The sequence below is a fragment of the Pseudomonas sp. LBUM1671 genome, assembly GCF_059695685.1.
Map to the genome: position 1 here is coordinate 4,178,721 of NZ_CP166782.1, position 24,012 is coordinate 4,202,732.

General features: G+C 60.6%; 21 protein-coding genes and 1 pseudogene. 9 read left to right on the forward strand and 13 right to left on the reverse strand.

The features are described from left to right. Nucleotides 1-11: 11 nt before the first annotated feature. Nucleotides 12-1,259: a cytosine deaminase gene (gene codA, locus ACA060_RS19400; protein ID WP_497312566.1), complete on the forward strand. Its 1,248-nt coding sequence runs from the start codon at nt 12-14 to the stop codon at nt 1,257-1,259. Between the two features lie 110 nt (nt 1,260-1,369). On the opposite strand, the gene ACA060_RS19405 is transcribed toward codA, so the two are convergent. Both ACA060_RS19405 and ACA060_RS19410 read right to left on the reverse strand, forming a co-directional pair. Continuing rightward, a complete protein-coding gene (locus tag ACA060_RS19405) occupies nt 1,370-2,362 on the reverse strand; it encodes a diaminopimelate epimerase (RefSeq protein WP_497312568.1) in 993 nt (330 codons plus the stop codon). A 46-nt stretch (nt 2,363-2,408) separates the two neighbouring features. Further along, nucleotides 2,409-3,188 carry an AraC family transcriptional regulator gene (locus tag ACA060_RS19410; protein ID WP_497312570.1) on the reverse strand — a complete coding sequence of 260 codons (780 nt, stop codon included), beginning with the start codon at nt 3,186-3,188 and terminating at the stop codon, nt 2,409-2,411. Between the two features lie 91 nt (nt 3,189-3,279). On the opposite strand from ACA060_RS19410, the gene ACA060_RS19415 reads away from it, so the two are divergent. Next, nucleotides 3,280-3,531 carry a hypothetical protein gene (locus tag ACA060_RS19415; RefSeq protein ID WP_497312572.1) on the forward strand — a complete coding sequence of 84 codons (252 nt, stop codon included), beginning with the start codon at nt 3,280-3,282 and terminating at the stop codon, nt 3,529-3,531. Nucleotides 3,532-3,668: 137 nt separating this feature from the next. After that, nucleotides 3,669-4,820, forward strand: coding sequence for an MFS transporter (locus ACA060_RS19420; protein WP_109633299.1), 1,152 nt, complete (start codon nt 3,669-3,671; stop codon nt 4,818-4,820). Nucleotides 4,821-4,936: 116 nt separating this feature from the next. On the opposite strand, the gene ACA060_RS19425 is transcribed toward ACA060_RS19420, so the two are convergent. The 8 genes from ACA060_RS19425 to ACA060_RS19460 form a co-directional block, all read right to left on the reverse strand. Then, nucleotides 4,937-7,360: a TonB-dependent siderophore receptor gene (locus ACA060_RS19425; RefSeq protein WP_497312574.1), complete on the reverse strand. Its 2,424-nt coding sequence runs from the start codon at nt 7,358-7,360 to the stop codon at nt 4,937-4,939. Between the two features lie 97 nt (nt 7,361-7,457). Next, on the reverse strand, nt 7,458-8,432 hold the full coding sequence (locus ACA060_RS19430; RefSeq protein WP_497312576.1) for a FecR family protein: 975 nt from the start codon (nt 8,430-8,432) through the stop codon (nt 7,458-7,460). Nucleotides 8,433-8,472: 40 nt separating this feature from the next. Beyond that, nucleotides 8,473-8,973: a sigma-70 family RNA polymerase sigma factor gene (locus ACA060_RS19435; RefSeq protein ID WP_109633302.1), complete on the reverse strand. Its 501-nt coding sequence runs from the start codon at nt 8,971-8,973 to the stop codon at nt 8,473-8,475. Nucleotides 8,974-9,307: 334 nt separating this feature from the next. Further along, on the reverse strand, nt 9,308-9,670 hold the full coding sequence (locus ACA060_RS19440) for a DUF6124 family protein (RefSeq protein ID WP_497312578.1): 363 nt from the start codon (nt 9,668-9,670) through the stop codon (nt 9,308-9,310). 415 nt (nt 9,671-10,085) lie between these two features. Next, a complete protein-coding gene (locus tag ACA060_RS19445) occupies nt 10,086-10,646 on the reverse strand; it encodes a hypothetical protein (protein WP_497312580.1) in 561 nt (186 codons plus the stop codon). 223 nt (nt 10,647-10,869) lie between these two features. Then, nucleotides 10,870-11,706 (reverse strand): helix-turn-helix transcriptional regulator, encoded by an 837-nt coding sequence (locus ACA060_RS19450; RefSeq protein ID WP_497312582.1) that lies wholly within the window; start codon nt 11,704-11,706, stop codon nt 10,870-10,872. Between the two features lie 53 nt (nt 11,707-11,759). Continuing rightward, nucleotides 11,760-13,178 carry an aminotransferase gene (locus tag ACA060_RS19455; RefSeq protein WP_497312584.1) on the reverse strand — a complete coding sequence of 473 codons (1,419 nt, stop codon included), beginning with the start codon at nt 13,176-13,178 and terminating at the stop codon, nt 11,760-11,762. A gap of 31 nt (nt 13,179-13,209) precedes the next feature. Next, nucleotides 13,210-14,313: a polyamine ABC transporter substrate-binding protein gene (locus tag ACA060_RS19460; RefSeq protein WP_497312586.1), complete on the reverse strand. Its 1,104-nt coding sequence runs from the start codon at nt 14,311-14,313 to the stop codon at nt 13,210-13,212. A gap of 217 nt (nt 14,314-14,530) precedes the next feature. On the opposite strand from ACA060_RS19460, the gene ACA060_RS19465 reads away from it, so the two are divergent. From ACA060_RS19465 to ACA060_RS19480, 4 genes are all read left to right on the forward strand, one after another. Further along, nucleotides 14,531-15,313 (forward strand): enoyl-CoA hydratase, encoded by a 783-nt coding sequence (locus ACA060_RS19465; protein ID WP_497312588.1) that lies wholly within the window; start codon nt 14,531-14,533, stop codon nt 15,311-15,313. Then, nucleotides 15,310-16,491 carry an acetyl-CoA C-acyltransferase family protein gene (locus ACA060_RS19470; protein ID WP_497312590.1) on the forward strand — a complete coding sequence of 394 codons (1,182 nt, stop codon included), beginning with the start codon at nt 15,310-15,312 and terminating at the stop codon, nt 16,489-16,491. The genes ACA060_RS19465 and ACA060_RS19470 overlap by 4 nt, the downstream gene beginning before the upstream one ends. A 274-nt stretch (nt 16,492-16,765) precedes the next feature. Next, nucleotides 16,766-17,887 carry an HlyD family secretion protein gene (locus ACA060_RS19475; protein WP_497312592.1) on the forward strand — a complete coding sequence of 374 codons (1,122 nt, stop codon included), beginning with the start codon at nt 16,766-16,768 and terminating at the stop codon, nt 17,885-17,887. After that, complete coding sequence (locus tag ACA060_RS19480) at nt 17,884-19,476, forward strand: DHA2 family efflux MFS transporter permease subunit (RefSeq protein ID WP_497312594.1); 1,593 nt, start codon at nt 17,884-17,886, stop codon at nt 19,474-19,476. The genes ACA060_RS19475 and ACA060_RS19480 overlap by 4 nt, the downstream gene beginning before the upstream one ends. Here ACA060_RS19480 and ACA060_RS19485 read toward each other — a convergent pair whose 3' ends face one another. Then, entirely contained in the window at nt 19,477-19,917 is a 441-nt protein-coding gene (locus ACA060_RS19485; RefSeq protein ID WP_497312596.1) for a carboxymuconolactone decarboxylase family protein, read from the reverse strand. A 186-nt stretch (nt 19,918-20,103) separates the two neighbouring features. Here ACA060_RS19485 and ACA060_RS19490 point away from each other — a divergent pair. After that, nucleotides 20,104-20,436: pseudogene (locus ACA060_RS19490) on the forward strand (TonB-dependent receptor domain-containing protein); the annotation flags it as partial. A gap of 146 nt (nt 20,437-20,582) precedes the next feature. Here ACA060_RS19490 and ACA060_RS19495 read toward each other — a convergent pair. Next, nucleotides 20,583-22,025, reverse strand: a complete 1,443-nt coding sequence (locus ACA060_RS19495; RefSeq protein WP_497312598.1) for a mechanosensitive ion channel domain-containing protein — start codon at nt 22,023-22,025, stop codon at nt 20,583-20,585. Nucleotides 22,026-22,156: 131 nt separating this feature from the next. Next, complete coding sequence (locus tag ACA060_RS19500; protein WP_497312600.1) at nt 22,157-23,023, reverse strand: pirin family protein; 867 nt, start codon at nt 23,021-23,023, stop codon at nt 22,157-22,159. A gap of 225 nt (nt 23,024-23,248) precedes the next feature. On the opposite strand from ACA060_RS19500, the gene ACA060_RS19505 reads away from it, so the two are divergent. Further along, the gene (locus ACA060_RS19505; protein WP_497312602.1) at nt 23,249-23,788 is read left to right on the forward strand and encodes a PaaI family thioesterase; all 540 of its coding nucleotides are present in this window, start codon (nt 23,249-23,251) and stop codon (nt 23,786-23,788) included. Nucleotides 23,789-24,012: the final 224 nt, after the last annotated feature.

A 24,012-nucleotide genomic window follows, 5' to 3' on the forward strand; every position in this document is an offset into this window, starting at 1 on the left:
GGATTCGCCTGATGCACATCATCAACGCCCGCCTGCGCAACCAAGAAGGCCTGCATGAGTTGCACCTGGAAAACGGCCTGATCCGCTCCATCGCCCGTCAGACCGAAGCCCCGACCCTCGGCCCCGACGACCTCGACGCCGGCGGCAACCTGGTGGTGCCCCCCTTCGTCGAGCCGCACATTCACCTCGACGCCACCCTCACCGCCGGCGAGCCGCGCTGGAACATGAGCGGCACGCTGTTCGAAGGCATCGAGTGCTGGGGTGAACGCAAGGTGACCATCACCGAGGAAGACACCAAGACCCGCGCGAAGAAAACCATCCAGACCCTTGCCGCCCACGGCATCCAGCATGTGCGCACCCACGTCGACGTCACCGACCCGCAACTGACCGCGCTCAAGGCGATGCTCGAAGTGCGCGAGGAAAGCCGTCACCTGATCGACATGCAAATCGTCGCGTTCCCGCAGGAAGGCATCGAGTCCTACCGCAACGGTCGGGAGTTGATGGAAGAAGCGATTTCCATGGGCGCCGATGTGGTCGGCGGTATTCCGCATTTCGAGTACACCCGCGATCAAGGCGTCAGCTCGGTGAAGTACCTGATGGACCTGGCCGAGCGCACCGGCTGCCTGGTGGACGTGCATTGCGACGAGACCGACGACCCGCATTCACGCTTTCTTGAAGTGCTGGCCGAAGAAGCCCGCAGTCGTGACATGGGTTCGCGGGTAACGGCCAGCCACACCACGGCGATGGGGTCCTACGACAACGCTTACTGCGCCAAACTCTTCCGCCTGCTCGGGCATTCGGGGATCAGTTTCGTCTCCTGCCCGACCGAAAGCATCCACCTGCAAGGGCGCTTCGACACCTTCCCAAAACGCCGCGGCGTGACTCGGGTGAATGAGTTGCTGGAAGCGGGGATGAACGTGTGTTTCGGCCAGGACTCGATCGTTGACCCGTGGTATCCGCTGGGTAACGGCAACATTCTGCGGGTGCTGGAAGCGGGGCTGCATATTTGCCACATGCTGGGTTACCGCAACCTGCAAAGTGCCCTGGACCTGGTCACCGATAACAGCGCCAAGGCCATGAACCTCGGCGACCGTTATGGGCTGGAGGCCGGACGGCCGGCGAATTTGCTGATTCTGTCGGCGGACAGCGATTACGAGGTGATTCGCAGTCAGGGCTTGCCGTTGTATTCGGTGCGCGATGGCAAGGTGTTGATGAAGCGGACGATGCCGGTGGTGGAGTTCAGTGACGGTTCGAGCTGAGATTTTCGTTGAATTTGCAGGCCCCATCGCGGGCAAGCCCGCTCCCACAGGGATCTGTGTCGTTCACAAACCCTGTGGGAGCGGGCTTGCCCGCGATGGGGCCCGCTGATTCAACTCATCAACCGCGCCGTGCCGAACAGCCTGACCCGACTCAATTCCCCCTCCGACTCTTCCAGCAAAATCGGCGCCGTACCGCCCGGCATGACCACTTTCACTTCCCCCGCCGCCACCCAACCCACCCGCCAAGCCGCACACGCCACCGCACTGGCGCTGGTGCCTGACGACGCGGTGGGCCCTTCCCCTCGCTCAAACACCCGCGCCACCACGCGCCCCTCGGACTCAAGCATCGCCCATTGCAAATTCACCCCCGCCGGACACGGCAGCCCTGCTCCGGTCGGCGCGGCGTAGGCGATACGCAACAAGCCTTGCGCCAAGGGCGGCTCACGCATCTGCTCATTGCTCGGCAACGCGTCGGCATTCGTCAGCAGCGTCACGCAATGGGGATTGCCGATGCGCACAAATTGGCTGCGGTTCCACACCGGATCAAGCGCCGATAACGGCGGCACATGACTGACTTCGCGTTCATTCAGCACCACGCCTTCAACCTCGCGCGCACCCACGGCTTGCGGCCCGAACGAAGGTTTTCCCAGATCCAGCCAGAACCCTTGCACACCGTCGACTTCAGCGGGTTTCACCGTGGTTTCCTCCGGTGAAACCGCATCGCGCTTATCGTGATGAACCCGCAGCAGGCACGCCTGCTCGTTCGGCATCCATCCTTGCTCGCTGAGCGCCTGGGAAAAAATCGTCAGCCCATTGCCACTGCGCTCGGCCAGGGTGCCGTCGGTATTGACGATCAACAGATCAAACGGCGGCGACGATTGAAACGGCCCCACCAACAGCCCGTCGCAGCGATGGTCTTTGCTGCCGGGCGGTCGGGTACCGGGTGCCCATTTGCAGAACGACTCGATGGCCGCCAACGCCCAGTGCTCGCGGATTTGCGCAGCGTGGCTGGCCTGGTTCGGCAAATCGATACCGCTACCGCGCACCTCGTCGGGTGTCACCACCGCGTAGATATTGCCTCGAGCATCGTAGAACGGCGTCATGGATCGGTCCTGAAATCAGCCTGAAAAAGAGCCTGTACTGTAGGCGTCAACTGGCGGCGATGAAATACCGCCCCGGCGTCACGCCAAGCGCGCGGCGGAACATGGCAATGAACGCGCTGACATTGTCATAACCCAGTTGCAGCGCAATGGTTGTCACTGGAACGTCTGCGGCGAGCAACTCCAGCGCCCGCAGCAAGCGTGCGCGCTGGCGCCATTGGCTGAAGCTGAAGCCGGTTTCACTGACGAAGCGTCGGGCCAGGGTCCGGGCAGACAAGCCTGCCCATTGCGCCCACTCCGCGAGTGAACGGTTGTCGGCAAGGTCGTCGGCCAGTGCCTGACTGATCCGTCGCAGACGCGGATCAAGCGGCAGCGGCAGACCAAAGGGCTCGGCGGGCAGCGCGGCGACCTCATCCACAATCAATTGGGCGATTCGTTCCTGCCGCTGATCCAGCGGTCCCTCGCCCCAGGTCGCCGCCCGGTCGACGGCCTCACGCAGCAAACCCGAGGTCGCGATGATGCAGGGTTGCCCGGGCAAGTCGACACAGGCTGGCGCGGCCACGTAGACACTCCAGCCGTGGAACGGGCCGTGGGAGCGCAAGCCATGCACACAGTCCGGTGGAATCCACACCGCATGGGTCGCCGGCACCACCCAGTGATGATCCGCCGCCTCCACCGTCAACAGTCCGCGCCGCGCGCCCAGCAATTGCCCGCGCGCGTGCCGGTGGGGAGCGCTGGTTCGCTCGCTCGGGCTGTTCAGGACTGAGGCAATCACCATGGGCCCCGTGGAGGATTGCACCCGTTCAGTAGATATCAGCGGTTTAGTCATTGGCAGTTTCACGTTATCGAATGACCCGGATAGCGCAGTTTAGCCAAGAGCGACACATTAGTCTGAGCGCTCATCCACTGGAGCCTCAACCATGCGCGCCGAAGACCTGCTTCCCGACGATCAAAACCAAAGCCAATTCAAAGGAGTTGCCGTGCGCAAAGGCACGGTCGGGGCCTTTCTGACCAATGCCCGGGTATTTGCCGACGACCGTGCCAACGAAGAAAAACGCCGAAGCGCCGAGCTCGATATTGTGGCGGCCTTGCCGGCGCTTCGCGCATTGGGGTTGTTCGACATCCTGCAAGTACGCGACGAGTCCTTGCGAGTGTTGTGCGACCAACCGTGACACCCGCGCTCGCGATTGTGGGTCAGGCTGTGCAAGGATGTCCCCCTGCCTCACCGCAAACCTGCGCGGACGCTGACCGAACCCTATGGGTCAGTCACTGTCCCTTGGGAACGCGACGTTTTTTGCCAAGGATTGATATGACCAGCCTCAATACCCAAGCCTCATTTGTTCCCGGACGCCTGGAGCAGATGTCCACCCGCATCGCCTTTTTCATCGCAGGTCTTGGCATCGCCGCCTGGGCGCCGCTGGTGCCATATGCCAAGGCACGGGCCGGGCTCGACGAAGGGACGCTCGGGTTGTTGCTGTTATGCCTGGGGGTGGGCTCGATTCTGGCGATGCCGATGGCGGGTCTCTTGTCCACGCGTTTCGGCTGCCGTCGGGTTGCGACCGGGGGAACGTTGTTGATCTGCGTCGCGTTGCCGTTATTGGCGACGGTGTCATCGGTGCCGGCATTGATCGCCACGCTGTTCCTGTTTGGCGCTGGTTTGGGCACGGTGGATTCGACGGTGAACCTGCAAGCGGTGATCGTCGAACGCGCCAGTGGCAAGAACATGATGTCGGGGTTTCACGGGATGTTCAGCCTCGGCGGGATTGTCGGCGCGGCGGGTGTCAGCGCCCTGCTCGGCCTGGGTCTGTCGCCGCTGGGGGCGATGGCGGTGGTGATTGTCGTGCTGGTACTGGCCTTGCTTAAAGCGGCGCCGCACCTGTTGCCTTATGGCAGTGAAAGCTCGGGACCCGCGTTTGCCGTGCCCCATGGCATCGTGCTGTTTATCGGCGGCATGTGTTTCATCGTGTTCCTGGCCGAGGGCGCGGCGCTCGACTGGAGCGCGGTGTTCCTGGTGCAGGAACGCGGGATCGACACGGCATACGCGGGGCTGGGCTACGCGGCGTTTGCCCTGACCATGACCGCCGGGCGGCTGACCGGCGACAGGATTGTCCGGCATCTGGGCGCGACGCGGGTGATGGTGTTCGGTGGCCTGATGGCGGCGGCGGGACTGGCACTGGCGACATTTGCACCGGCCTGGGAGGCGGCGCTGGTCGGTTATGCGTTATTGGGTGCGGGTTGCTCGAACATCGTGCCGGTGCTGTACACCGCGGTCGGAAAACAGACAGTCATGCCTGAGCACATTGCGGTGCCGGCCATTACCACGTTGGGCTACGCGGGGATTCTCGCGGGCCCGGCGGTGATCGGGTTTATCGCCCATGGCAGCAGTTTGAGTTTTGCGTTTGGGTTGATGGCGGTGTTGCTGGTGGCGGTGGCCATTGGCGGCAAGGTGTTGAAAGTCTGATAAAGCTATCGCCAGCAGGCTGGCTCCCACAGGGGATCTTCAGCGAACACAAATTCTGTGTTTGGCAATGATCAATGTGGGAGCCAGCCTGCTGGCGATGGGGTCACCTCGATCCATCAGAACCCGACGCTGGCCTGCACAAAGAACGTGCGCGGCGCACCGACGTACATCCCCGAGTTGTTGTCGCTGGAGCGGGTGAAGTACTGCTTGTCGAAGATGTTTTTCACCCCGGCGCCGACCTTCAGGTTCGACAGCTGCGAACCAAAGTCATAACCACCGCGCACGTTCCAGGTCACGTAGCCCGGAATGTCGCCGTACTGACCATCAGCGGAGCCTTCGGTGATGTAGTTGTTGGTGAAGCTGCCATCGGCGTTCACCGCAACGCCCGGTGAGCGCTGCTTGGACTGGGCAAACGCATCGAGGTTGTAGGTCCAGCGGTTGATGTCGTAGCGCAGTCCGGCGGTCGCCACCTGGCGCGAGTAGAACGGCAGGTCACGGCCCTTGAAGCCAGGGATTTCACCTTCATACACGGCGCGAGTGTAAGTGAACCCGGCGTTGGCGGTCAGGCCGTCGAGCCGTGGGTCGAGTGCCGCCAAGTTGTAGTGCACCGACGCCTCGATGCCCTGGTGCGTGGTCGCGCCGAGGTTGGTCCAGCCCGCGTCGTTGCTGATGTATTGCAGCTCTTTATCGAAGTCGATGTAGAACGCCGTCAACTCGCCGCCCCACACCTCATTGTTGTAGCGCGTGCCGACCTCATAGGTCTTGGCCTTTTCCGGTTCCAGGCCATTGGCGGGTTCGTCCCCCGTCCCGCCCTGACCCAGCTGGAAATACTGCAGGCTGCCGAACGAGGTTTCGTAGTTGGCGAACAGCTTCCACTCTTCCGACAGGTGATACATCACGCTCAGCGCCGGCAGTGGCTCGTTGCTTTCGATGCTGCGGTTCTTCTCCGGCACACGTCTGCCAGCGGTGTCGAGCACGGCGCGGTCGTGCCAGTCGGTGCTGATGTGTTCGAAGCGGATGCCAGGGGTGATGGTCCAGTTGCCGACGTCGATTTTGTTATCGACGTACACCGAGTTGGCTTCAGTGCCACCGGTACGATCCTGGTACACATGGCCGTCCGAACCGGGACGAATCACCGGCTCGTTGTTGACCAGCGCCAGGCGGCTGGCCTGCTCGTGCATGCCTTCCTTGAGGTAGCGATAACCGACACTGACTTCCTGGGTGGTCGGGCCGACGTCAAACACACGGGACACCCGCGGTTCGATGCCGAAGGTGTAATACGTGCGCGGGAACGAGCCCAGGGTTCTCTGATCGCGAGCGGCAATGTTGCTGCCACGGAAGCTGTCGGTGTAGTAAGTCAGCACTTCGGCCTGGGTGCGGTCGTCGAGCTGCCGCGTCCACTTGAACGAGACATCCTTGCGGCGTCCGCTGAAGTTGTCGTTGTTGCGGTCGGACTGAAACGGATTGGCGTCGTACTGCGCCTGGGTCAGGCCGCCGGGCATGTCGGCGCTGGCGTCGTAGTAGTGAAAATTGAGGCTGAAGTCGTCGACATCGGTCGGCGCCCAGTGCGTCTTGAGCATCACGTCGTCGATGTCATTGCCGTTGTTGCGCTCGCGGTAACCGTTACCGGTCACGCCCGAGTACAACAGCGCCATGCCGATGCCATTGTCGGCGGTGCCACCGAGAAACGCCGTGTCGATGTGCTTCCAGCCGCCGTGCTGGGAAGTTTCCAGGGTGGTGCCGATTTCACCGGTGGCTTTCTCCGGGATCGCGCGCGTCACGAAGTTGATCACGCCACCGACGTTCTGCGGTCCATAACGCACGGAACCGGCGCCACGTACCACGTCGATGCTGTCGAGGTTGCCGGAGGAGATCGGTGCCATGGACAGTTGCGGCTGGCCGTACGGCGCGAAGGCGGCCGGTATACCGTCGATCAGCACCGTGGAGCGCGGCGAGAGGCGCGAGGTCAGGCCGCGCACGCCGACGTTCAGGGAAATGTCGCTGCCGCCGGTACCGTTGGCGTCCTGCACTTGCACGCCGGGCACGCGCTTCAACACGTCGCCGACATTCATGGCGCCCTGCTCGACCATCGCTTCGCGGCGGATCACCGTGCGCGCGCCGGGATGGTTCTGCACCACCGCTGCGTCGGCGTCGCCGAGCCAGTCACCGACCACTTTGATGTCAGTCACGCCCAGTTCGATCGGGCCGGCCGCAGCGGAAGTCGGCGCCGGCTTCAGGGTCACCGAGCCTTCATCGATCTGGTATTGCAGGCCGCTGCCTTGCAGCAATTGGCGCAAGGCCTGCTCCGGCGAGAGGTCGCCGTCGACGGCAGGCGCCTGTTTGCCGGCCACCAGTTCAGGACTGAAGAAAACCTGCAGCGACGTTTGCTGACCCAGCTCACTCAAGGCCTGGCCCAACGGCTGCGCCGCAATATGGATGCCGTCGGCGGAGAACGCCTGGGGTAGCGCGGCACTGACGGCCAGGGCGAGCGCGAGCCGCAACCAAGGTGAATTGTTGTTTTTAGCGGTGGTTTTCTTCACGTCGAACATTGTCCTGTAGATCGCAAGAGTGTGCGGCTGTTAATGCAAACCAGTTGCAGTTGGACAAGAAGACGAAGAACTCAAAAAAAACCTGAATCTATTTTGAAATTATTTCCTGACTGCCGTCGTCGAGGTTTCGTACGGCCACCGGCAAAATGCTCGGCAAGGCCTTGAGCAGCGCGTCGGTGTTGTCGGATTTGAACACGCTGGTCAGGCGCAGATTGCCCACTTTGTCGTTGCCGACCGTCAGCGGCTTCTCGCGATAACGCGAGACTTCCGCCGCGACATCGGCAAGGCTGGCGTTGTTGAACACCAGTTTGCCGCTGCGCCACGCGGTCAGTTCTGCCGGATTGACCGCGTAAGCGGCAGCCACCACGCCTTGGGCATCGACGCGAGTGCCGAGGCCGGCGGTGAGACTGATGACATCCGGTCCCTGACCCTGGACCTTGACCGTGCCCTGCTCCACCGCCACACGGGTTTCGGTGAGGTCGCGGCGCACATCAAAGCGCGTGCCGGTGACCGTCACCTTGCCGCTGCCCGCCTCGACCACGAACGGCCGGTTGCTGTCGTGCTCGACGCTGAACATGGCTTCGCCTTCAGTCAGCTCGATGCCGCGACGGTCCTTTTCATAGCGCACCTGAACGCGGCTGCGGCTATTCAGGTCGATCACCGAGCCGTCGGGCAACGCCACATGACGGCGCTCGCCCAAAGCCGTGGAATATTCGGCGGTGTAGGTCGCAGGGTGATTCAAACCGCTGAACAGCCCCAAGCCGAGCGCCACGGCCAACACACTGGCCGCCACCGCGTAACGCACCAGCGGCTGACGTTTACGCCGGGCCGGCGGGGTTTCGCACAGGGCTTGCAGACGCTTGGCGGGCAGCAGATCGGCGGCCGACCACAGGCCCTGGAGCACTTGGAACTCATCACGATGCTGAGGATGTTCAGCCAGCCAGGCTTCGAAACGGCGGTACTCCTCGACATCCACGGCCGGTTCCTGCAAACGCACAAACCACCGCGCCGCGTCGTCGCGAACCGTTGTTTGCCCGCACGCACAATCACGAGTATCCATCATGGAAGTTCCTGTTTGGCTGGGGGTGAGAAGGCGCGGGCGATCATGGGTGCAGTCCGTCGAGGCGGTCGCGCAGATGCCGCAAGGTGCGGATCATATACTTTTCCACCATGTTCTTGGACAGTCCCAGGCGTTCGGCGATTTCCGCCTGGGTCAGGCCTTCGATCTTCTGCCAGACGAACACTTTGCGGCAGTTGACCGGCAGCTCGGTGAGCGCCCGTTCGATGGAATCAGCCAACTGGATCGCATGCATGAAATGCTCCGGGTCGCCGGACGACGACGCACTGTGATCAACCGCCTCCGACTCCATGGCGCCCCGCCGGTCCTCACGCCGATAACCATCCACCGCGATGTTGCGCGCGGTCTGGTGCAAATACGCCCGGGGTTGCTCCACCGCCGACGAATCGGACTCAAGCACCCGCACGAAGGTGTCGTGGGCCAGGTCCTCAGCCTGCTGACGATTTCTCAGGCGACGGGTCCAGGTGCCAACCAACTCTTCGTAATGCTCGAAAAAGCCGTGTCTGCGGGGCAACTTGGGGGTCATTGCGGTGTGCTGTGGAGACGGGGCGTGAATAGTAATGCTTCCTATTAAGGGGAAGCAATGGATTCCACATCGGCAGGGTCGCCGTTAGTCAGTCGAGCCAACGGCCCCCGTTGCAGGGGCCGTTGTAAACGTCTTCCGAGCTGGAGCGGCAGGCTGGGCGGTTGAATCAGTTGGTGGGGAGTTTTCAAATCTAAAAGGCGTTAACACATTTGTGGCGAGGGAGCTTGCTCCCGCTGGGTTGCGCAGCAGCCCCAAGATTTTCGCAATGCATGCAAATCTTGTGAGTGCTGCGCACTCAAGCGGGAGCAAGCTCCCTCGCCACAGGGGCCCGGTGTTACTTCGGCACTTCGACGTTATCCATCATCCGGTTCACCGCCAGTTCCGCCTGCATGATGATCTGCTGGATTCCCAGCGCCGTATGCCGATGCGGTCCTTCCAGGTAGGCCGCGAAATCGGCGGTCATGACGCTGGCCGAGGCCAGTGACTCGCAGGTGTGCGCCAGCAGGTCTTCGTCTTTGATGTCGGGTGCGATCATGAACATGGTGCTCGGTTTTCGAATGACCGGGATTTTGAGGGCGGCGGGGTTGAGGTAATGGTCGAGGGCGCGCTCGGCGGCTTCGTGGAGCTTTTTGGAATCGAGTGATTCGTAGGGGGATGCCGGATCAGTGTCTGGCGGGTTTGGAGTCACTTTGCACATATTCACACCTTCCTGATTGGGCAGCCACGCCTCGCTACTAATACGAGGGGTGGCGGCTGTACGCAGGTTAGTAGACCGGGGAAAAGTGCGAAAGCCGGCGCGCCCGAGGGCGCCCTGCGCACAGCCACCATCAGGTACAGGCATGGAAATACCTGTCTGACAGACGCTTGTGCACACTTTCTCAAACCTCGGGCTACTAAACCCGATCACTGGGAATCAGTGACGGGGATCAAGTTACCGAGGGCGTCCAAAGCGCACAAGCCGGCGGATTCTGGCGTAGTCGTAGGTAATGGCGCAAGGCGCTGTAGCTTTCAGGAAGTAACCTTAAACGTCTTTAAACATGTACTCCGAAAAAGCAGCAGACTCGCTCACACAATTGATCGAATTGTCCGGACGAACGCTGTTACCGGTGATGTCACCAGAAGCAGTAAGCCAGCGCCACACCAGCGGCAATACCAAAAGCTCCCAACGCCTTCGCCGGCAAGAATCCGGGAAATCGCTGCAAGGACGTGTCCGCCAGCACGGCGTGGTCGTAGCGTTGGCGCATGATTGCCCGGTAGACGTATCGAAAGCCGATCAACAAAAACAGCAAGATCGCGCCCAAGGCTAACCCGCGAGTGATTGCCGGCTTGATCAAAGGCGCAGGGGCATCTTCCAGGCAAGCGGCGCTGTCAACTTCCACGACCGTGATTCGCCCGTAGTCCGTGGCAGGCCGATGTTCGCCTCTAAGGATCGACGCCTGTTGCTCCAGATCGAGCGCCTGATATTTCCAGAGCGTCGATGATCCTTCACGACAGTAAGTGAACGCTGCAGGGTTGGAGGCGGCAATAATACACGCGTCATGGATACCGAGTTTTTTCAGGGTCTCGGCAGCCGGTCGTGTGAAGTCCAGGTCGAGGACAGGAATCATCCCGGTGGCAGACGTCGCAGTCGAAACCAACAGGCTTCCGGTAGCGCAGAGGGCTGAGATTTTCAAGATTGAATGCCCCTTGTTTCGCAATATTTTTGTTGTTTGAGCGCGGCTGCAACCTGCCTGCTTACGTCTGGAATTCTAGTTGAACCTCGACGAGCTGCGACCCATCGACCCTCAATATTGCCGAAAAAAACAAACGTCAGATCCGTAGCGGTTCGAGGATTCGCCTCAGTCTCTCATCCCCTCCTCAACTGCGCTCCCACAGGGATCTGGTCTGGCTGTTGGATCAGTGCTTGCGCAGCCACTCGATAAACAGCGCAAACAACTCCGACTGTGAACCGATCTCCAACTTCAGATAAAGATTCTTGCGGTGCATGCGCACCGTCTCCGGCGAGATGCTCATCTGGCTGGCCGTGGATTTCACGGAATGCCCCCGCAGCACCATGTGCGCCACTTCCCGCTCGCGTTCGGTGAGCAAGTCGCAGCCAAAGTTTTCGAAGGCCGACTGCACGCGTTGCTTGAGATCGTCACGCACGCCCTCATTGACGGCGCTGTGCTGCAAGCCCCGGCGTCCAAATTCGCTGATGAATTCGCGCACCAGCGGCTCGACCGCCCGCAATAGATTCAGTTGCTCAACCCGCAGCCCTTCCCCGCCAAAGCCTTGAAACAGGCTCACCGACACCTGGGTGCCATTGCCGGTATCGACAATGTAAAAACTGTCTTCCGAACTCCCGGCCTTCAAGTAGTAAGTCTTGTAGTACTCACTGTCGAAGAAGTTGTCCGGGGCAATGTCCTCCAGGTGATAAAACCCTTCGGCCAGCCCCTGCTCCACCGCCAGGCAAAAAGGGTCGAGCAGGTAGCCCCCGGAAAAATAGCGGTCGATGATCGACTCCCGGTATTTTTCCGGAATGCCCCGCTGATACAACAACTGTGGCGGGCGATCCTTGTGCTCCAGGCTGATCATCACCGATTCGATGGCCACCAGATGCCCGAAGGCCGACGCCAGGAAGTGCAGCGCGTCGGGTTCATCGATATGGGCGAATGCCTGGCGCATGTCGGCGTGCCATTTATGCAAGGCGCCGAAAGGCAATGCGATCAACGTGTCGTCGTTTGGTTTGCTCATGCCCCGCAGTCTAGCGGGTGAGCCGACACCTGTTAACCGCGGGGTCGAGGAACTCATTGGCCGAAATACTGGCCGTTCTGCTCAAGCTCACCCGCCACTTCAAGAATGCACACCCGCAGGATCTCGACGATTTCATCCACCTGTGCGCACGACAGGACCAGCGGCGGCGACATGACGTTGAGGTGCATGATCGGCCGCACCAGCAACCCTCGGGCCTGCGCCCGGGAATGAATCATTTCACCAATGTTGATCTCATCGGCGAACAACGCCTTGGTGCGTTTATCGGCGACGAATTCCACGCAGGCCATGAATTTCTGGCAACGCACATCGCCCACCAGCGGCAAGTCGCAGAGTGTGGCCAGACGTTGTTCCAGATACGCGCCGACCACGTCGACATGCTCCAGCAGGTTTTCCCGCTCGATGATTTCAATGTTCTTCAACGCCGCCGTGCAGCAGACCGGGTGGCCGCTGTAGGTGAAGCCGTGGGTAAAGCAGCGACCCTTGCCAGGCTCGGCGATGACTTTCCAGATGCGCTCGGAAAAAATGCAGGCGCCCAACGGCAAGTAGGCGGAAGTCAGCCCTTTGGCCGTGGTGATGATGTCCGGCTGAACATCGAACAGATCATACGAGGCGAAGAACTTGCCCAGACGCCCGAAAGAAGTCACCACTTCATCGGCGACAAATAGAATGTCGTAGCGCTGGCAGACTTCCCACATGCGTTTCAGGTAACCCTTGGGCGGAATGATCACGCCGCCGGAGCCCATGATCGGCTCGGCAAAAAAACCCGCGACCTTGTCCGCGCCGATGGACAGAATCTTGTCTTCAAACTCCTTTATCAGAAATTCGAGAAACTGCGCTTCGTCCATGCCCTCCGGCGCCCGGTAGGGATTGGGGTTGGAGACGTGGTGAATCTTGTCGTTGGCGTAGTCGAATTCCGGCACACGGTCGGCGGTTTTGTTGCCGATCGACATCGTCAGGGTGGTGGAGCCGTGATACGCGTTGAAACGGGCGATGACGTGCTTCTTTTCCGGTTTGCCGCGGCAGTTCTGATAGTACTGAATCAACCGGTACGCGGTGTCCACGGCGGTAGAGCCGCCGGTGGTCAGGAATACGTGATCGAGATCGCCGGGAGCGAGGCTGGCGAGTTTCTCGCACAACTGGATAGCGACGTTGTTGGACATGTCGGAAAACGGGTTCGAGTACGCCAATTGACGGACCTGATCGGCAATCGCCAACGCCATTTCCTCACGGCCCAAACCGATGTTCGTACACCACATGCCGCCGACCGCATCCAGAAAGCGGTTGCCCTGGGTGTCGTAAATATAAGCGCCATCACCGGCCACAATGTTCAGCGCGCCCTGTTCGGCGTGTTCGTCGAACATGTGATAGCCGTGCATGTAGTGCGCTTTGTCGGCTTTGACCAGTTGCGCATTATCAACGTTGGACACAACTTTCTTGATTGGAGTTGCCATACAAAAAACCTCAAACCGAACAATTAAACAATCAGATCCCGCTCTTTACCGTGCTCCAGACCCGGGTCATGGCGCGCATCTCTTTCGCGTCCTGCGTCTTTTGCGGAAACAACCGCTGGCGCGTTTCGTCATCGGGATAAATCGCCGGGTTGTTGCGCACATCGGCGTGCACCAACGGCGTGGCCGCCGCGTTGCTGTTGGCGTAATGAATGAAGTCCGTCACGTCGGCGATGACTTGTGGCTGCATCAAGTAATCGAGGAACTTGTGCGCGTTGGCCACATGGGGCGCATCGGCGGGGATGTACAGGTTGTCGAACCAGATCAGCGAGCCTTCCTTGGGAATGAAATAGGCCAGTTTGATCTTCAACTTGGCCTCTTCGGCGCGGGCCATGGCGGTTGCGTAATCCCCCGACCAGGTCATGGCCATGCACACATCGCCATTGGGCAGGCTGGTCAGGTAATTGACCGAGTCGAACTTGCGGATGTAAGGCCTGATGGACAACAGCAACGCTTGCGCCGCTTCCAGATCGGCCGGCGCGGCGCTTCTCGGGTCGCGTCCCAGGTACTTCAGCGCCAGTGGAATGACTTCTGTGGGCGCATCGACCAGGGTCACGCCGCAGTCGGCGAAGCGCGAGACGATTTTCGGATCGAAGATCATCGCCAGTGAGCCAATCGGCGCGTCCGGCATGCGTTCCTTGATCTTGTCGACGTTATAAGTAATGCCGTTACTGCCCCAGGTGTAAGGCGCGGAGTACAGCGTGCCGGCATCAAAGCCCTGCAAGTCCTGCAAGACTTTCGGGTCCAGATTCGTCCAGCCCGGCAGCAACTTTTTATCGAGCGGCTGGAACACTTTGGCCTTGATCAGCGGCGGTGCAAGAGAAGCGTTCAACACCACTAGGTCATAGCCGGAGTGACCGGTGAGCAACTTGGCCTGCACCGTTTCATAGGCATCAAACGTGTCGTAAATCACGCGGATGCCGGTGGCTTTCTGAAAGTCGGCAATGGTTTTTTCGCCGATGTAATCCGCCCAGTTGTACAGCCGCAACGTGTTGTTATCGTCCACTTCGGCGCCGTGGACGGCTACCGACAGCGGCACAAGTAACGCACCAAGCATCACCAAGAAGGCCTTGTGCATAGCAAATTCACCTTATCAAGCGAGTTCCGATCTGTATGAGCGGATGAATCCACTATTGGTCGATTCAGCCGACCGCGCCATACCCCGAATGGGTGTGTGAGCCTTGCGATGACCCGACATGGCAAAAAGCAGCAGTTTCGTTGACCTGTTTTGTCATAGATCCAGCGCCGGTCCCGCGCTTAGAGTGCCCTGCATAGAGATCACCCAGGGCACGTACATGAACGACCTGATCAAACAAGAACGACACGAAGGCGTCCTGACGCTGACCTTTGACCGCCCCGACAAACTCAACGCGCTGAACAACAGTATGTACACGCAGCTGGGCGACCTGTTGCTGGCCGCGGACGAAGACGCCGACATTGGCGTGATCATCCTCACGGGTGGCGCCTCGTGCTTTACCAGCGGCAATGACCTGGCGGATTTTCTCCAGCATCCGCCGACCGATCTGGACAGCCCGGCGTTTCGCCTGATGCGCGTGGTCATCCAACTGCAAAAACCGTTGATCGCCGCCGTGTGCGGAGCAGCTATCGGGATCGGCACCACCCTGCTGCTGCATTGCGATCAGGTGCTGGTCACGCGCAATACCCGGTTGCGCACACCGTTCGTGAACCTGGGCCTGTGCCCGGAGTTCGGCGCAAGCCTGCTGTTGCCGCGCCTGCTCGGCCATGCCCGGGCGGCACGCTTGCTGTTGTGGGGTGACAGCCTGGACGGTGAAGCCGCCGTCGCGTGCGGGTTGGCCAACGAACTGTTCGACGACGGGGCACAGTGTCTGGCAGCCGCCGAGCACATGGCTCGTCGACTGCTGGCGCTGCCCCAGGAATCCCTGCGTCAGTCCCGGCAATTACTCAAACAGACCTCGATGCCGGAACTGCAAGCCACCATTCGCCAAGAGAACTTGCTGTTCATCAAGCGCCTGCAAACCCCGGAAGCGCAGGCGGCGTTGAACGCACTCCTTAATCGCACCATTGAAAAGAACCCATCGACAGGAACGCCTTCATGAACACCCCAGACGTATTCGTTGTCAGCGCCGCACGCACCGCCATCGGCTCCTTTGGCGGCTCGCTCAAGGATGTCCCGCTGGCCGATCTGGCGACCACGGCCGTCAAGGCCGCCCTGGAACGCTCCGGCGTTGACCCGGCGCAAATCGGCCATCTGGTGATGGGCAACGTGATCCCGACCGAAACCCGCGATGCGTACATCTCCCGGGTCGCCGCGATGAACGCAGGCATCCCGAAGGAAACCCCTGCCTACAACGTCAACCGCCTCTGCGGTTCCGGCCTGCAAGCCATTATCAGCGCGGCCCAGACCTTGCTGCTGGGCGACGCCGAGATTGCGATCGGCGCCGGCGCCGAGTCCATGAGCCGCGGCCCGTACCTGATGCCGTCCGCCCGTTGGGGTGCACGCATGGGCAATGTCCAGGCCATCGACTACATGCTGGGTATCCTGCATGACCCGTTCCACGGCATCCACATGGGCATCACCGCCGAGAACATCGCCCAGCGCAATGGCATCACCCGCGACATGCAAGACGCCCTCGCCCTGGAAGATCAAAAGCGTGCCGCATTCGCAATCGCCAATGGCTACTTCAGTGAGCAGATCGCGGCGGTGGAAATCCGTGGTCGCAAGGAAACGACGCTGTTCAGCATCGACGAACACCCGCGTTCCACCTCCCTGGAACAACTCGCGCAGATGAAGCCAGCGTTCAAGAGCGACGGTTCGGTCACGGCCGGCAATGCCTCGGGCCTGAACGACGGCGCCGCTGCATTGGTCATGGCAACAGGCAACGCGGTTCAGGCTAACAACCTGCGTCCGCTCGCCCGCCTGGTCAGCTATGCCCATGCCGGTGTCGAGCCGGAACTGATGGGCCTGGGACCGATTCCCGCCACGCGCCTGGCACTCAAACGCGCAGGCTTGACCGTGGCGGATATGGACGTGATCGAAGCCAACATCGCCTTCGCCGCGCAGGCCTGCGCAGTCAGCCAGGAACTGGACCTCGACCCGGCCAAGGTCAACCCGAACGGCTCGGGTATTTCCCTCGGTCACCCGGTGGGCGCTACCGGGGCGATGATTGCCACCAAAGCCATCCACGAACTGCAGCGCATCAACGGGCGATATGCGTTGGTGACCATGTGCATTGGTGGTGGTCAGGGGATTGCGGCGATTTTTGAGCGGGTTTAAACGTCAGTGCGACGGTGATTGAACGTCGCAGACTCCAGGTTGCAGGGCAACCCTGCAACCTCAGGCCGGTTGGTATGCACTCTGATTTTTTATCAGGGTAAATGCGTCTGTTCGGTGCTGCTGTAGGTGTTGCTCGCATTGCTTAAAAAATTGGTGTCCTTGCGGTTACCGCCGACCACCTGACGACCGGATGCACAAATCATTTGCCACTAAATATTACCTACGTCATATTACATTCGTAATAAAGACTCGATTCCCATAGGTATTCATTCAAATGACCAGCATGCCCAGCCTCGAATCCGACGTTGCTGTCCCGGTGAGCACACCCAAGCCTCCCCTGCTCAAACGGTTGATCCTGCTGACGGCGGCCATTGCTGCTCTGGTGTTTGCCGGGTTGTACGCGACGCACTGGTGGACAGCCGGCCGTTTTATCGAAGAAACCGACGATGCCTATATCGGCGGTGACGTGACGGTGATCGGGCCGAAAGTCGCGGGGTACATCGAAGAAGTGCTGGTCACCGACAACCAGAAGGTCAAGGCCGGCGATGTGCTGATCCGCCTCGACTCGCGTGACTACCGCGCCAACCTGGCCAAGGCCGAAGGTGCGGTGGCTGCCGAAGAAGCCTTGCTTGCCAACCTCGACGCCACCGAACAACTGCAACACGCGGTGATCGGCCAGGCCCGCGCCGGCATCGATGCCGCTGGCGCCGAAACCGAGCGCTCACGGGACGACAATGCGCGCTACAAAAAATTGGTCGGCAGCAATGCCGTTTCGGTGGAAAGCGCCCAGCGTGCCGATGCGACGTTCAAAACGGCTCAGGCGTTCAGTTCGCGGGCTCAGGCCGAGCTGCTGGCGGCGCAACGTCAGCTGAACGTGATCGCCACGCAAAAACAGCAAGCCCGCGCCGCGCTGATGCAGGCCCACGCCGAACGTGATCTGGCGCAATTGAACGTGAGTTACACCGAACTGAAGGCGCCGGTGGACGGTGTGATCGGCAATCGCCGGGCACGAACCGGAGCCTACGCACAGGCCGGTTCGCAACTGCTATCGGTGGTGCCTTCCAGTGGATTATGGGTCGATGCCAACTTCAAGGAAGATCAACTGGCGCGCATGATTCCGGGTCAACGGGTGGTCATTCATGCCGACGTGCTGTCCGGGCAGGAATTCCACGGGCATCTGGGCAGCCTCGCCCCGGCCAGTGGCTCGCAGTTCAGCGTGCTGCCACCGGAAAACGCCACCGGCAACTTCACTAAAATCGTTCAGCGTGTGCCGGTGAGAATCATCCTTGATCCCGCCGATGGCGTACTCGGTCACTTGCGTCCGGGCCTGTCGGTGACCGCCGAAGTGGACACCCGCAAAGACCCCGAATCCCCGGCCGTGGCCAGCGCGCCATGAGTCGCGCCCTCGCCGCCCCTGCGCAACCGTTCAATGCTGCCAGCATGGCGACGGCGACCAAAGTCTTCGCCTTCGCCACCATGTGCATCGGCATGTTCATTGCGCTGCTGGACATCCAGATCGTCTCCGCCTCGTTGCGTGACATCGGCGGTGGACTCTCGGCCGGCACCGATGAAACGGCATGGGTGCAAACCAGTTACCTGATCGCCGAGATCATCGTGATCCCGTTATCCGGCTGGTTGTCGCGGGTGTTCTCGACGCGCTGGCTGTTTTGCGCTTCCGCGGTGGGCTTCACCTTGGCCAGCCTGCTCTGCGGTGCGGCCTGGAACATCCAGAGCATGATCGCCTTCCGTGCCCTGCAAGGCTTTCTCGGTGGTTCGATGATCCCGCTGGTGTTCACCACCGCGTTCTTTTTCTTCACCGGCAAACAACGGGTGATCGCGGCGGCAACCATCGGCGCGGTGGCTTCGCTGGCTCCGACTCTGGGGCCGGTGATTGGTGGCTGGATCACCGACATTTCGTCCTGGCACTGGCTGTTCTACATCAACCTGGTGCCGGGGATTTTCGTCGCCGTGGCGGTGCCGATGCTGGTGAAAATCGACCAGCCGGAACTGTTGCTGCTCAAAGGCGCCGACTACTTGAGCATGGTGTTCATGGCGCTGTTTCTCGGCTGCCTGGAATACACCCTCGAAGAAGGCCCGCGCTGGAACTGGTTCAGCGACAGCACGATTCTGACCACAGCGTGGATCAGCGGCCTCGCCGGCCTGGCCTTCATCGGCCGAACCTTGCACGTGGCCAACCCGATCGTCGATTTGCGCGCCTTGAAGGATCGCAACTTCGCCCTCGGCTGTTTCTTTTCATTCGTCACCGGGATTGGCCTGTTCGCCACGATTTACCTGACGCCGCTGTTCCTCGGCCGGGTGCGCGGCTACAGCGCACTGGACATTGGTCTGGCGGTTTTCTCCACCGGGGTGTTCCAGATCATGGCGATTCCGCTGTACGCCTTTCTGGCCAATCGCATCGACTTGCGCTGGATCATGATGACCGGCCTTGGGCTGTTCGCGCTGTCGATGTGGGATTTCAGCCCGATCACCCATGACTGGGGGGCTAAAGAATTGATGCTGCCGCAAGCCTTGCGCGGGATTGCCCAGCAACTGGCGGTGCCGCCAGCGGTGACATTGACCCTCGGCGGACTGGCGCCGGCGCGGCTCAAACATGCTTCGGGATTGTTCAACCTGATGCGGAACCTGGGAGGCGCCATCGGCATCGCCGCGTGTGCGACCATTCTCAACGACCGCACCAACCTGCACTTCACTCGGTTGGCAGAACACCTGAACAGCACCAACGAAGCGCTGAACCAATGGCTGTCCCAGGTCGGCAACAACTTCGCGACCCTCGGCCAGAGCGGTGACGCCGGCGTCACCGCCAGCCTGCATCAACTGTGGCTGCTGACCTACCGCGAAGCCCAGACCCAGACCTACGGTGACGCGTTTCTGATGATCATGGTCTGCTTCATCATTGCCACGGCAATGGTGCCCATGATGCGCAAGGTGCAACCACCGGCCGCGCCGTCAGCGGATGCTCACTGATCAGGCTTGAGGCATTTTGCGGAACCCCACCGCCAGACGATTCCAGGCGTTGATCGTGGTAATGGCCACGGTCAGGTCGACCAGTTCCTTCGGGCTGAATTCGGACGCTGCCAGTTCGTAGTCCTCATCCGGGGCGTGGGTCTGGCTCAGCAGGGTCAAGGATTCAGTCCACGCCAGCGCCGCACGTTCACGTGGGGTGAAGAACGGCGTTTCACGCCACGCCGACAGCGTGTACAGACGGCGCTGGTCTTCACCGCCCTTGATGGCATCGGCGCTGTGCATATCCAGGCAGAAGGCGCAGCCGTTGATTTGCGAGGTGCGCAGCTTGACCAGTTCGATCAGGGTCTTTTCCAGCGGCAGCTTCGAAACAGCGCCTTCCAGCGCGATCATGGCTTTGAGGGCGTCTGGGGAAGCGGTGTAGAAATCGAGACGAGGTTTCATGGTGGACTCCAATAGCAAATGGGGGGTGGAGCTACGTTATTCCTGACGACGCCGCCGACAAATAGCCAATATTTCAGAAGTCGAGGAGGCCATTGGCAGGGCCGATCAAAAAGACAATTGCCAGCGCTCGTTGAACACCGCCAGAATGCGATCAATTCTTAGTTGCACTCAGGTCAGGATGCCCGCAACAACGGCGACCGCGCGGTCGGCGTGCCGCGCTTTCAGCTCAACGTCGGGGCGGACTGGGACGTGTCTGGGATCGAAGGCGCAGCGTTCAGTGCGCGGATGTTGCGCACGGGTGGGCAGTATTTGAATGCCGCCAACACCCAAAGCATTCCGGCGTGGAATCGTTTTGATGTGGGTTCGCGGTATGCCTTTACGCTCGATGACAAGGAAATCACCTTGCGCGCCAATCTGGAGAACGTGGCGAACAAGGCTTATTGGGCGTCGGCCAATGATGGGTGTTTGACCCAAGGGACGCCGCGGACGTTGAAGGTGTCGGCGACGCTGGATTTCTGATCGGAATACTGTGGGGAGTCCGCCATCGCCATCGCTATCGCGAGCAGGCTCGCTCCCACATTGGACCGAGTTTCTTCAGGGGAACCACAATCCCTGTGGGAGCGAGCCTGCTCGCGAACCGCGCAGCGGCCATCCACCCGAAATCGCTAAGCCCGACTCCGCAACCAGCGCAAAAACCCTTTCTTCTCCACCACTTTCGGCACTTCCTGGGTCAACGACTGCGCCTTGTGCAAGCGGAAATCCAGCAACGCCTTCATCGCTTCGCTGATGTCATGCCGCGCATCCAGGCACGGTTTTAGGTAGTCCTTCTCGATCCGATACAAGCTGCAGGGCGTCTTCGCGGTGAACTCTGCCGGCAGTGCGGTATCGGACAGAATCCCGCCCTCGCCGATCACCTCGCCCGGGCCCATGCGCCCGGATTCAAACTTGACCCCGCCACGGCTCAACTGCACCGAGACCACACCCGATTCGATGATGAACAGGTGATCGCTGACCTCCCCTGCCGGCATGATCATGTCACCCGCACGGAAGGTTTGCAGCGTCATGTTCTGGCTGAAGGTTTCTTTCTCTTCCTGACGCAGTGTCGAGAATATGTTCGAGCTGTCCAGCAACGCCCGTGGCCGTGACAGGCCGGCAGGTGCGTTGGATTCGACGTTCGACAACAGGCTGACGCCGGATGCCTGCAAGTGCCGGTACGCGAGGTCGAACAGCAGATTGCGGACCATGCGTTTCTGATCCATCGAGACCACGAAACCGCTGATTTCGTACTCCACGCCACTGGCGCTGGAGCCTTTCAACGCCACACTTGGCGCCGGTTTGTTCAGCAGATAACGGCAACCCTGCATCGCCCGCTCCAGCGCGTCGAGCACCGTTTGCGGGCGCGCGTGCGGGCTCAGTTGCAGGCTGATCGAAACGCCGAACATATCGCTGGGGCGGCTGAAATTGATGATCTTGGCCTTGGCCGCCAGCGAGTTGGGGATCACCGCCATGCTGCCTTGGGAGGTTTGCAGGCGCGTGGCCCGCCAGTCAATGTCGGTGACCCGGCCTTCAGTGCCGTCGATGGAGATCCAGTCATCCAGTTGGTAGGGTTTGGTGGTGTTGAGGACGATCCCGGAAAACACGTCGCTGAGGGTGCTTTGCAAGGCCAGGCCGACGATGATCGCCAACGCACCCGAGGTGGCGAGCACGCCTTTGACCGGCAATTCGAGCACGTAGGCCAGAGCGGCAATGACCGCGATCAGGAAGATCACCGCACCAAGCAGATCCTGCAACAACCGCCCGGTGTGCCCGACCCGCTGCATCATCAGCGCACCGATCAGCACCGTCAATGTGCGCGCGGCGAACAGCCACCAGCCAATCTGCAACCCCGTGGCCGCCAGGTGCAGCGGCACGTTATCGACCCAGGGTGCCGGCTCCAGCGGGTTCATGCCTTCGTTGAACAGCAGGACGCTGAACAATGCAAAAATCACCAGCCGCACGACCAATTTCCAGTTGCTGCCATTGGCACTGATCAAGCGCCACAATCCGAGATCGATCAGGACCAGGACCAGCGCGCTGATCAAGGGGTGATTGGTAAGCAGTGACAGCATCAAGCAACTCCAGCGAAGGCCAATGGCGCGAAGATCTCACACATTGGGCACATTGTAGGAGTGTTTGGTGCAAAACCAATGTAGGAGCGAGCCTGCTCGCTCCTGCCGGGTTTTGTCAGTACAACACTTGCTCAGTCGCTCATCTCGCCAAACCGGCCGGACTGGAAATCAGCAAAGGCCTGATGAATCTCTTGCTCGCTGTTCATCACGAACGGGCCGTGACCAACAATCGGTTCGTCGATCGGCTCACCGCTGAGCAGCAACACCACGGCATCGTCATTGGCTTCCAGGCTGAGCTGATGGCCATCGCGTTCGAACAATGCCAACTGCCCTTCGCGCACCAGCTCCAGACCGTTGACCTCAACCGTGCCGCGCAGCACCACGACCGCGGTGTTGCGACCTTCATGCAGATCGAGGGTCAACAACTTGCCGCCGTTGAGGTGCAGGTCCCAGACATCGATGGGCGTAAACGTGCGCGCTGGACCGGTATGACCCTCAAACTCGCCAGCGATCAGGCGCAGGCTGCCGGCCTGGTCCTTGAGCGGGAGGCTCGGGATGTCGCCATCGAGAATCGTCTGGTAACCGGCATCGGCCATTTTGTCCCGGGCCGGCAGGTTGACCCACAGCTGCACCATTTCCAGGGTGCCGCCGCGCTTGGCGAAGCCTTCGGAATGGAATTCCTCATGAAGGATCCCCGAGGCCGCTGTCATCCATTGCACATCGCCGGGGCCAATCTTGCCGCCGCTGCCGGTGGAGTCGCGGTGCTCCACTTCGCCCTTGTAAACGATCGTCACGGTTTCGAAGCCGCGATGTGGATGCTGCCCCACACCACGACGTTCGGTGGTCGGGGTGAATTCGGCAGGGCCTGCGTGATCGAGCAGCAAGAACGGGCTGATGTGTTTACCCAGGTTGTCGTAGGAAAACAGCGTACGAACCGGAAAACCGTCGCCGACCCAGTGGGTCCGCGGGCTGGTGTAAATCCCGATGATATTTTTCATCCTGTCTCCAAATTCGTGGTTTGACGCGATGGATACAGCTTAAAATCGAACCCAATGATGCACTAGACCGCAAAAATCAACCTCAGCGTCCTATCTGGAGAACAATGGTGAAGGTTTCCTCATTGCTTGAGGAGACGACACACGGGGCTGGCGGAGTTTTTATTTCGGACATAATATTGATCAAAATTACAACCATAATATCCGCTCCCGCCTGAGGACCTCATCATGCAAAGCCCCAACCGCGACGCCACCCTCGCCCAATGGATCGCCCAGGAACAGGCCATACGCTCGCGTCTTTCCGGACCGGGCAGCCTGTCGATGGCCGAGGTCAGTGCGCTGTCGCCCGCCGAGTTTTTCGAGGGTATCGGCGACGGTGCACTGCCTTCACCGCCCATCGGCGCCTTGATGGATTTCATCCCCATCGAATGGTCGGCCGGGCTGTTCATTTTCCAGGGCACGCCGGATTCGCGGCATTACAACCCGCTGGGCAGCGTGCATGGCGGCTATGCGGCGACCTTGCTGGATTCATGCATGGGCTGCGCGATTCATACGCAACTGAAGAAGGGCCAGGGGTATACGACGCTGGATTTGCGCATCAGTTATGTCCGCGCATTGACCGGCACCAGCGGACCGGTTCGGGCCGAGGGCAAAATCGTGCATCTGGGTCGTTCCACTGCGCTGGCCGAGGGGCGGATTTATGATGTGGACGGGCGACTGTATGCGACCGGGTCGACCACTTGCATGATTCTTGAGGCTCGGGGGTAAGTTCCGAGACCGAGTCGGGGCCTTCGCGGGCAAACCTCGCTCCTACAAACGCAACGCCGCCCCCTGTAGGAGCGAGGCTTGCCCGCGAAGACGGCAGACCAGACACCCTCAATCCCCCAGGCTGCCCCACGATTCATGACTTGCGGTAAACAGTGCTTTGCCCATCCAGCGGTTTTTCCCAGGGAGGCACGCGGGGATACTCCTGCCCATTCCCACTGCAACCC

Bases quoted from the DNA above. Each gene is read 5' to 3' on its own strand.
- ACA060_RS19485 (WP_497312596.1), bottom strand. From the start codon at position 19,917: ATGAAACCTCGTCTCGATTTCTACACCGCTTCCCCAGACGCCCTCAAA.
- ACA060_RS19420 (WP_109633299.1), top strand. From the start codon at position 3,669: ATGACCAGCCTCAATACCCAAGCCTCATTTGTTCCCGGACGCCTGGAG.
- ACA060_RS19505 (WP_497312602.1), top strand. From the start codon at position 23,249: ATGCAAAGCCCCAACCGCGACGCCACCCTCGCCCAATGGATCGCCCAG.
- ACA060_RS19450 (WP_497312582.1), bottom strand. From the start codon at position 11,706: ATGAGCAAACCAAACGACGACACGTTGATCGCATTGCCTTTCGGCGCC.
- ACA060_RS19415 (WP_497312572.1), top strand. From the start codon at position 3,280: ATGCGCGCCGAAGACCTGCTTCCCGACGATCAAAACCAAAGCCAATTC.
- ACA060_RS19465 (WP_497312588.1), top strand. From the start codon at position 14,531: ATGAACGACCTGATCAAACAAGAACGACACGAAGGCGTCCTGACGCTG.
- ACA060_RS19430 (WP_497312576.1), bottom strand. From the start codon at position 8,432: ATGATGGATACTCGTGATTGTGCGTGCGGGCAAACAACGGTTCGCGAC.
- ACA060_RS19435 (WP_109633302.1), bottom strand. From the start codon at position 8,973: ATGACCCCCAAGTTGCCCCGCAGACACGGCTTTTTCGAGCATTACGAA.
- ACA060_RS19495 (WP_497312598.1), bottom strand. From the start codon at position 22,025: ATGCTGTCACTGCTTACCAATCACCCCTTGATCAGCGCGCTGGTCCTG.
- ACA060_RS19440 (WP_497312578.1), bottom strand. From the start codon at position 9,670: ATGTGCAAAGTGACTCCAAACCCGCCAGACACTGATCCGGCATCCCCC.
- ACA060_RS19480 (WP_497312594.1), top strand. From the start codon at position 17,884: ATGAGTCGCGCCCTCGCCGCCCCTGCGCAACCGTTCAATGCTGCCAGC.
- ACA060_RS19470 (WP_497312590.1), top strand. From the start codon at position 15,310: ATGAACACCCCAGACGTATTCGTTGTCAGCGCCGCACGCACCGCCATC.
- ACA060_RS19475 (WP_497312592.1), top strand. From the start codon at position 16,766: ATGACCAGCATGCCCAGCCTCGAATCCGACGTTGCTGTCCCGGTGAGC.
- ACA060_RS19460 (WP_497312586.1), bottom strand. From the start codon at position 14,313: ATGCACAAGGCCTTCTTGGTGATGCTTGGTGCGTTACTTGTGCCGCTG.
- codA (WP_497312566.1), top strand. From the start codon at position 12: ATGCACATCATCAACGCCCGCCTGCGCAACCAAGAAGGCCTGCATGAG.
- ACA060_RS19500 (WP_497312600.1), bottom strand. From the start codon at position 23,023: ATGAAAAATATCATCGGGATTTACACCAGCCCGCGGACCCACTGGGTC.
- ACA060_RS19455 (WP_497312584.1), bottom strand. From the start codon at position 13,178: ATGGCAACTCCAATCAAGAAAGTTGTGTCCAACGTTGATAATGCGCAA.
- ACA060_RS19405 (WP_497312568.1), bottom strand. From the start codon at position 2,362: ATGACGCCGTTCTACGATGCTCGAGGCAATATCTACGCGGTGGTGACA.
- ACA060_RS19410 (WP_497312570.1), bottom strand. From the start codon at position 3,188: ATGACTAAACCGCTGATATCTACTGAACGGGTGCAATCCTCCACGGGG.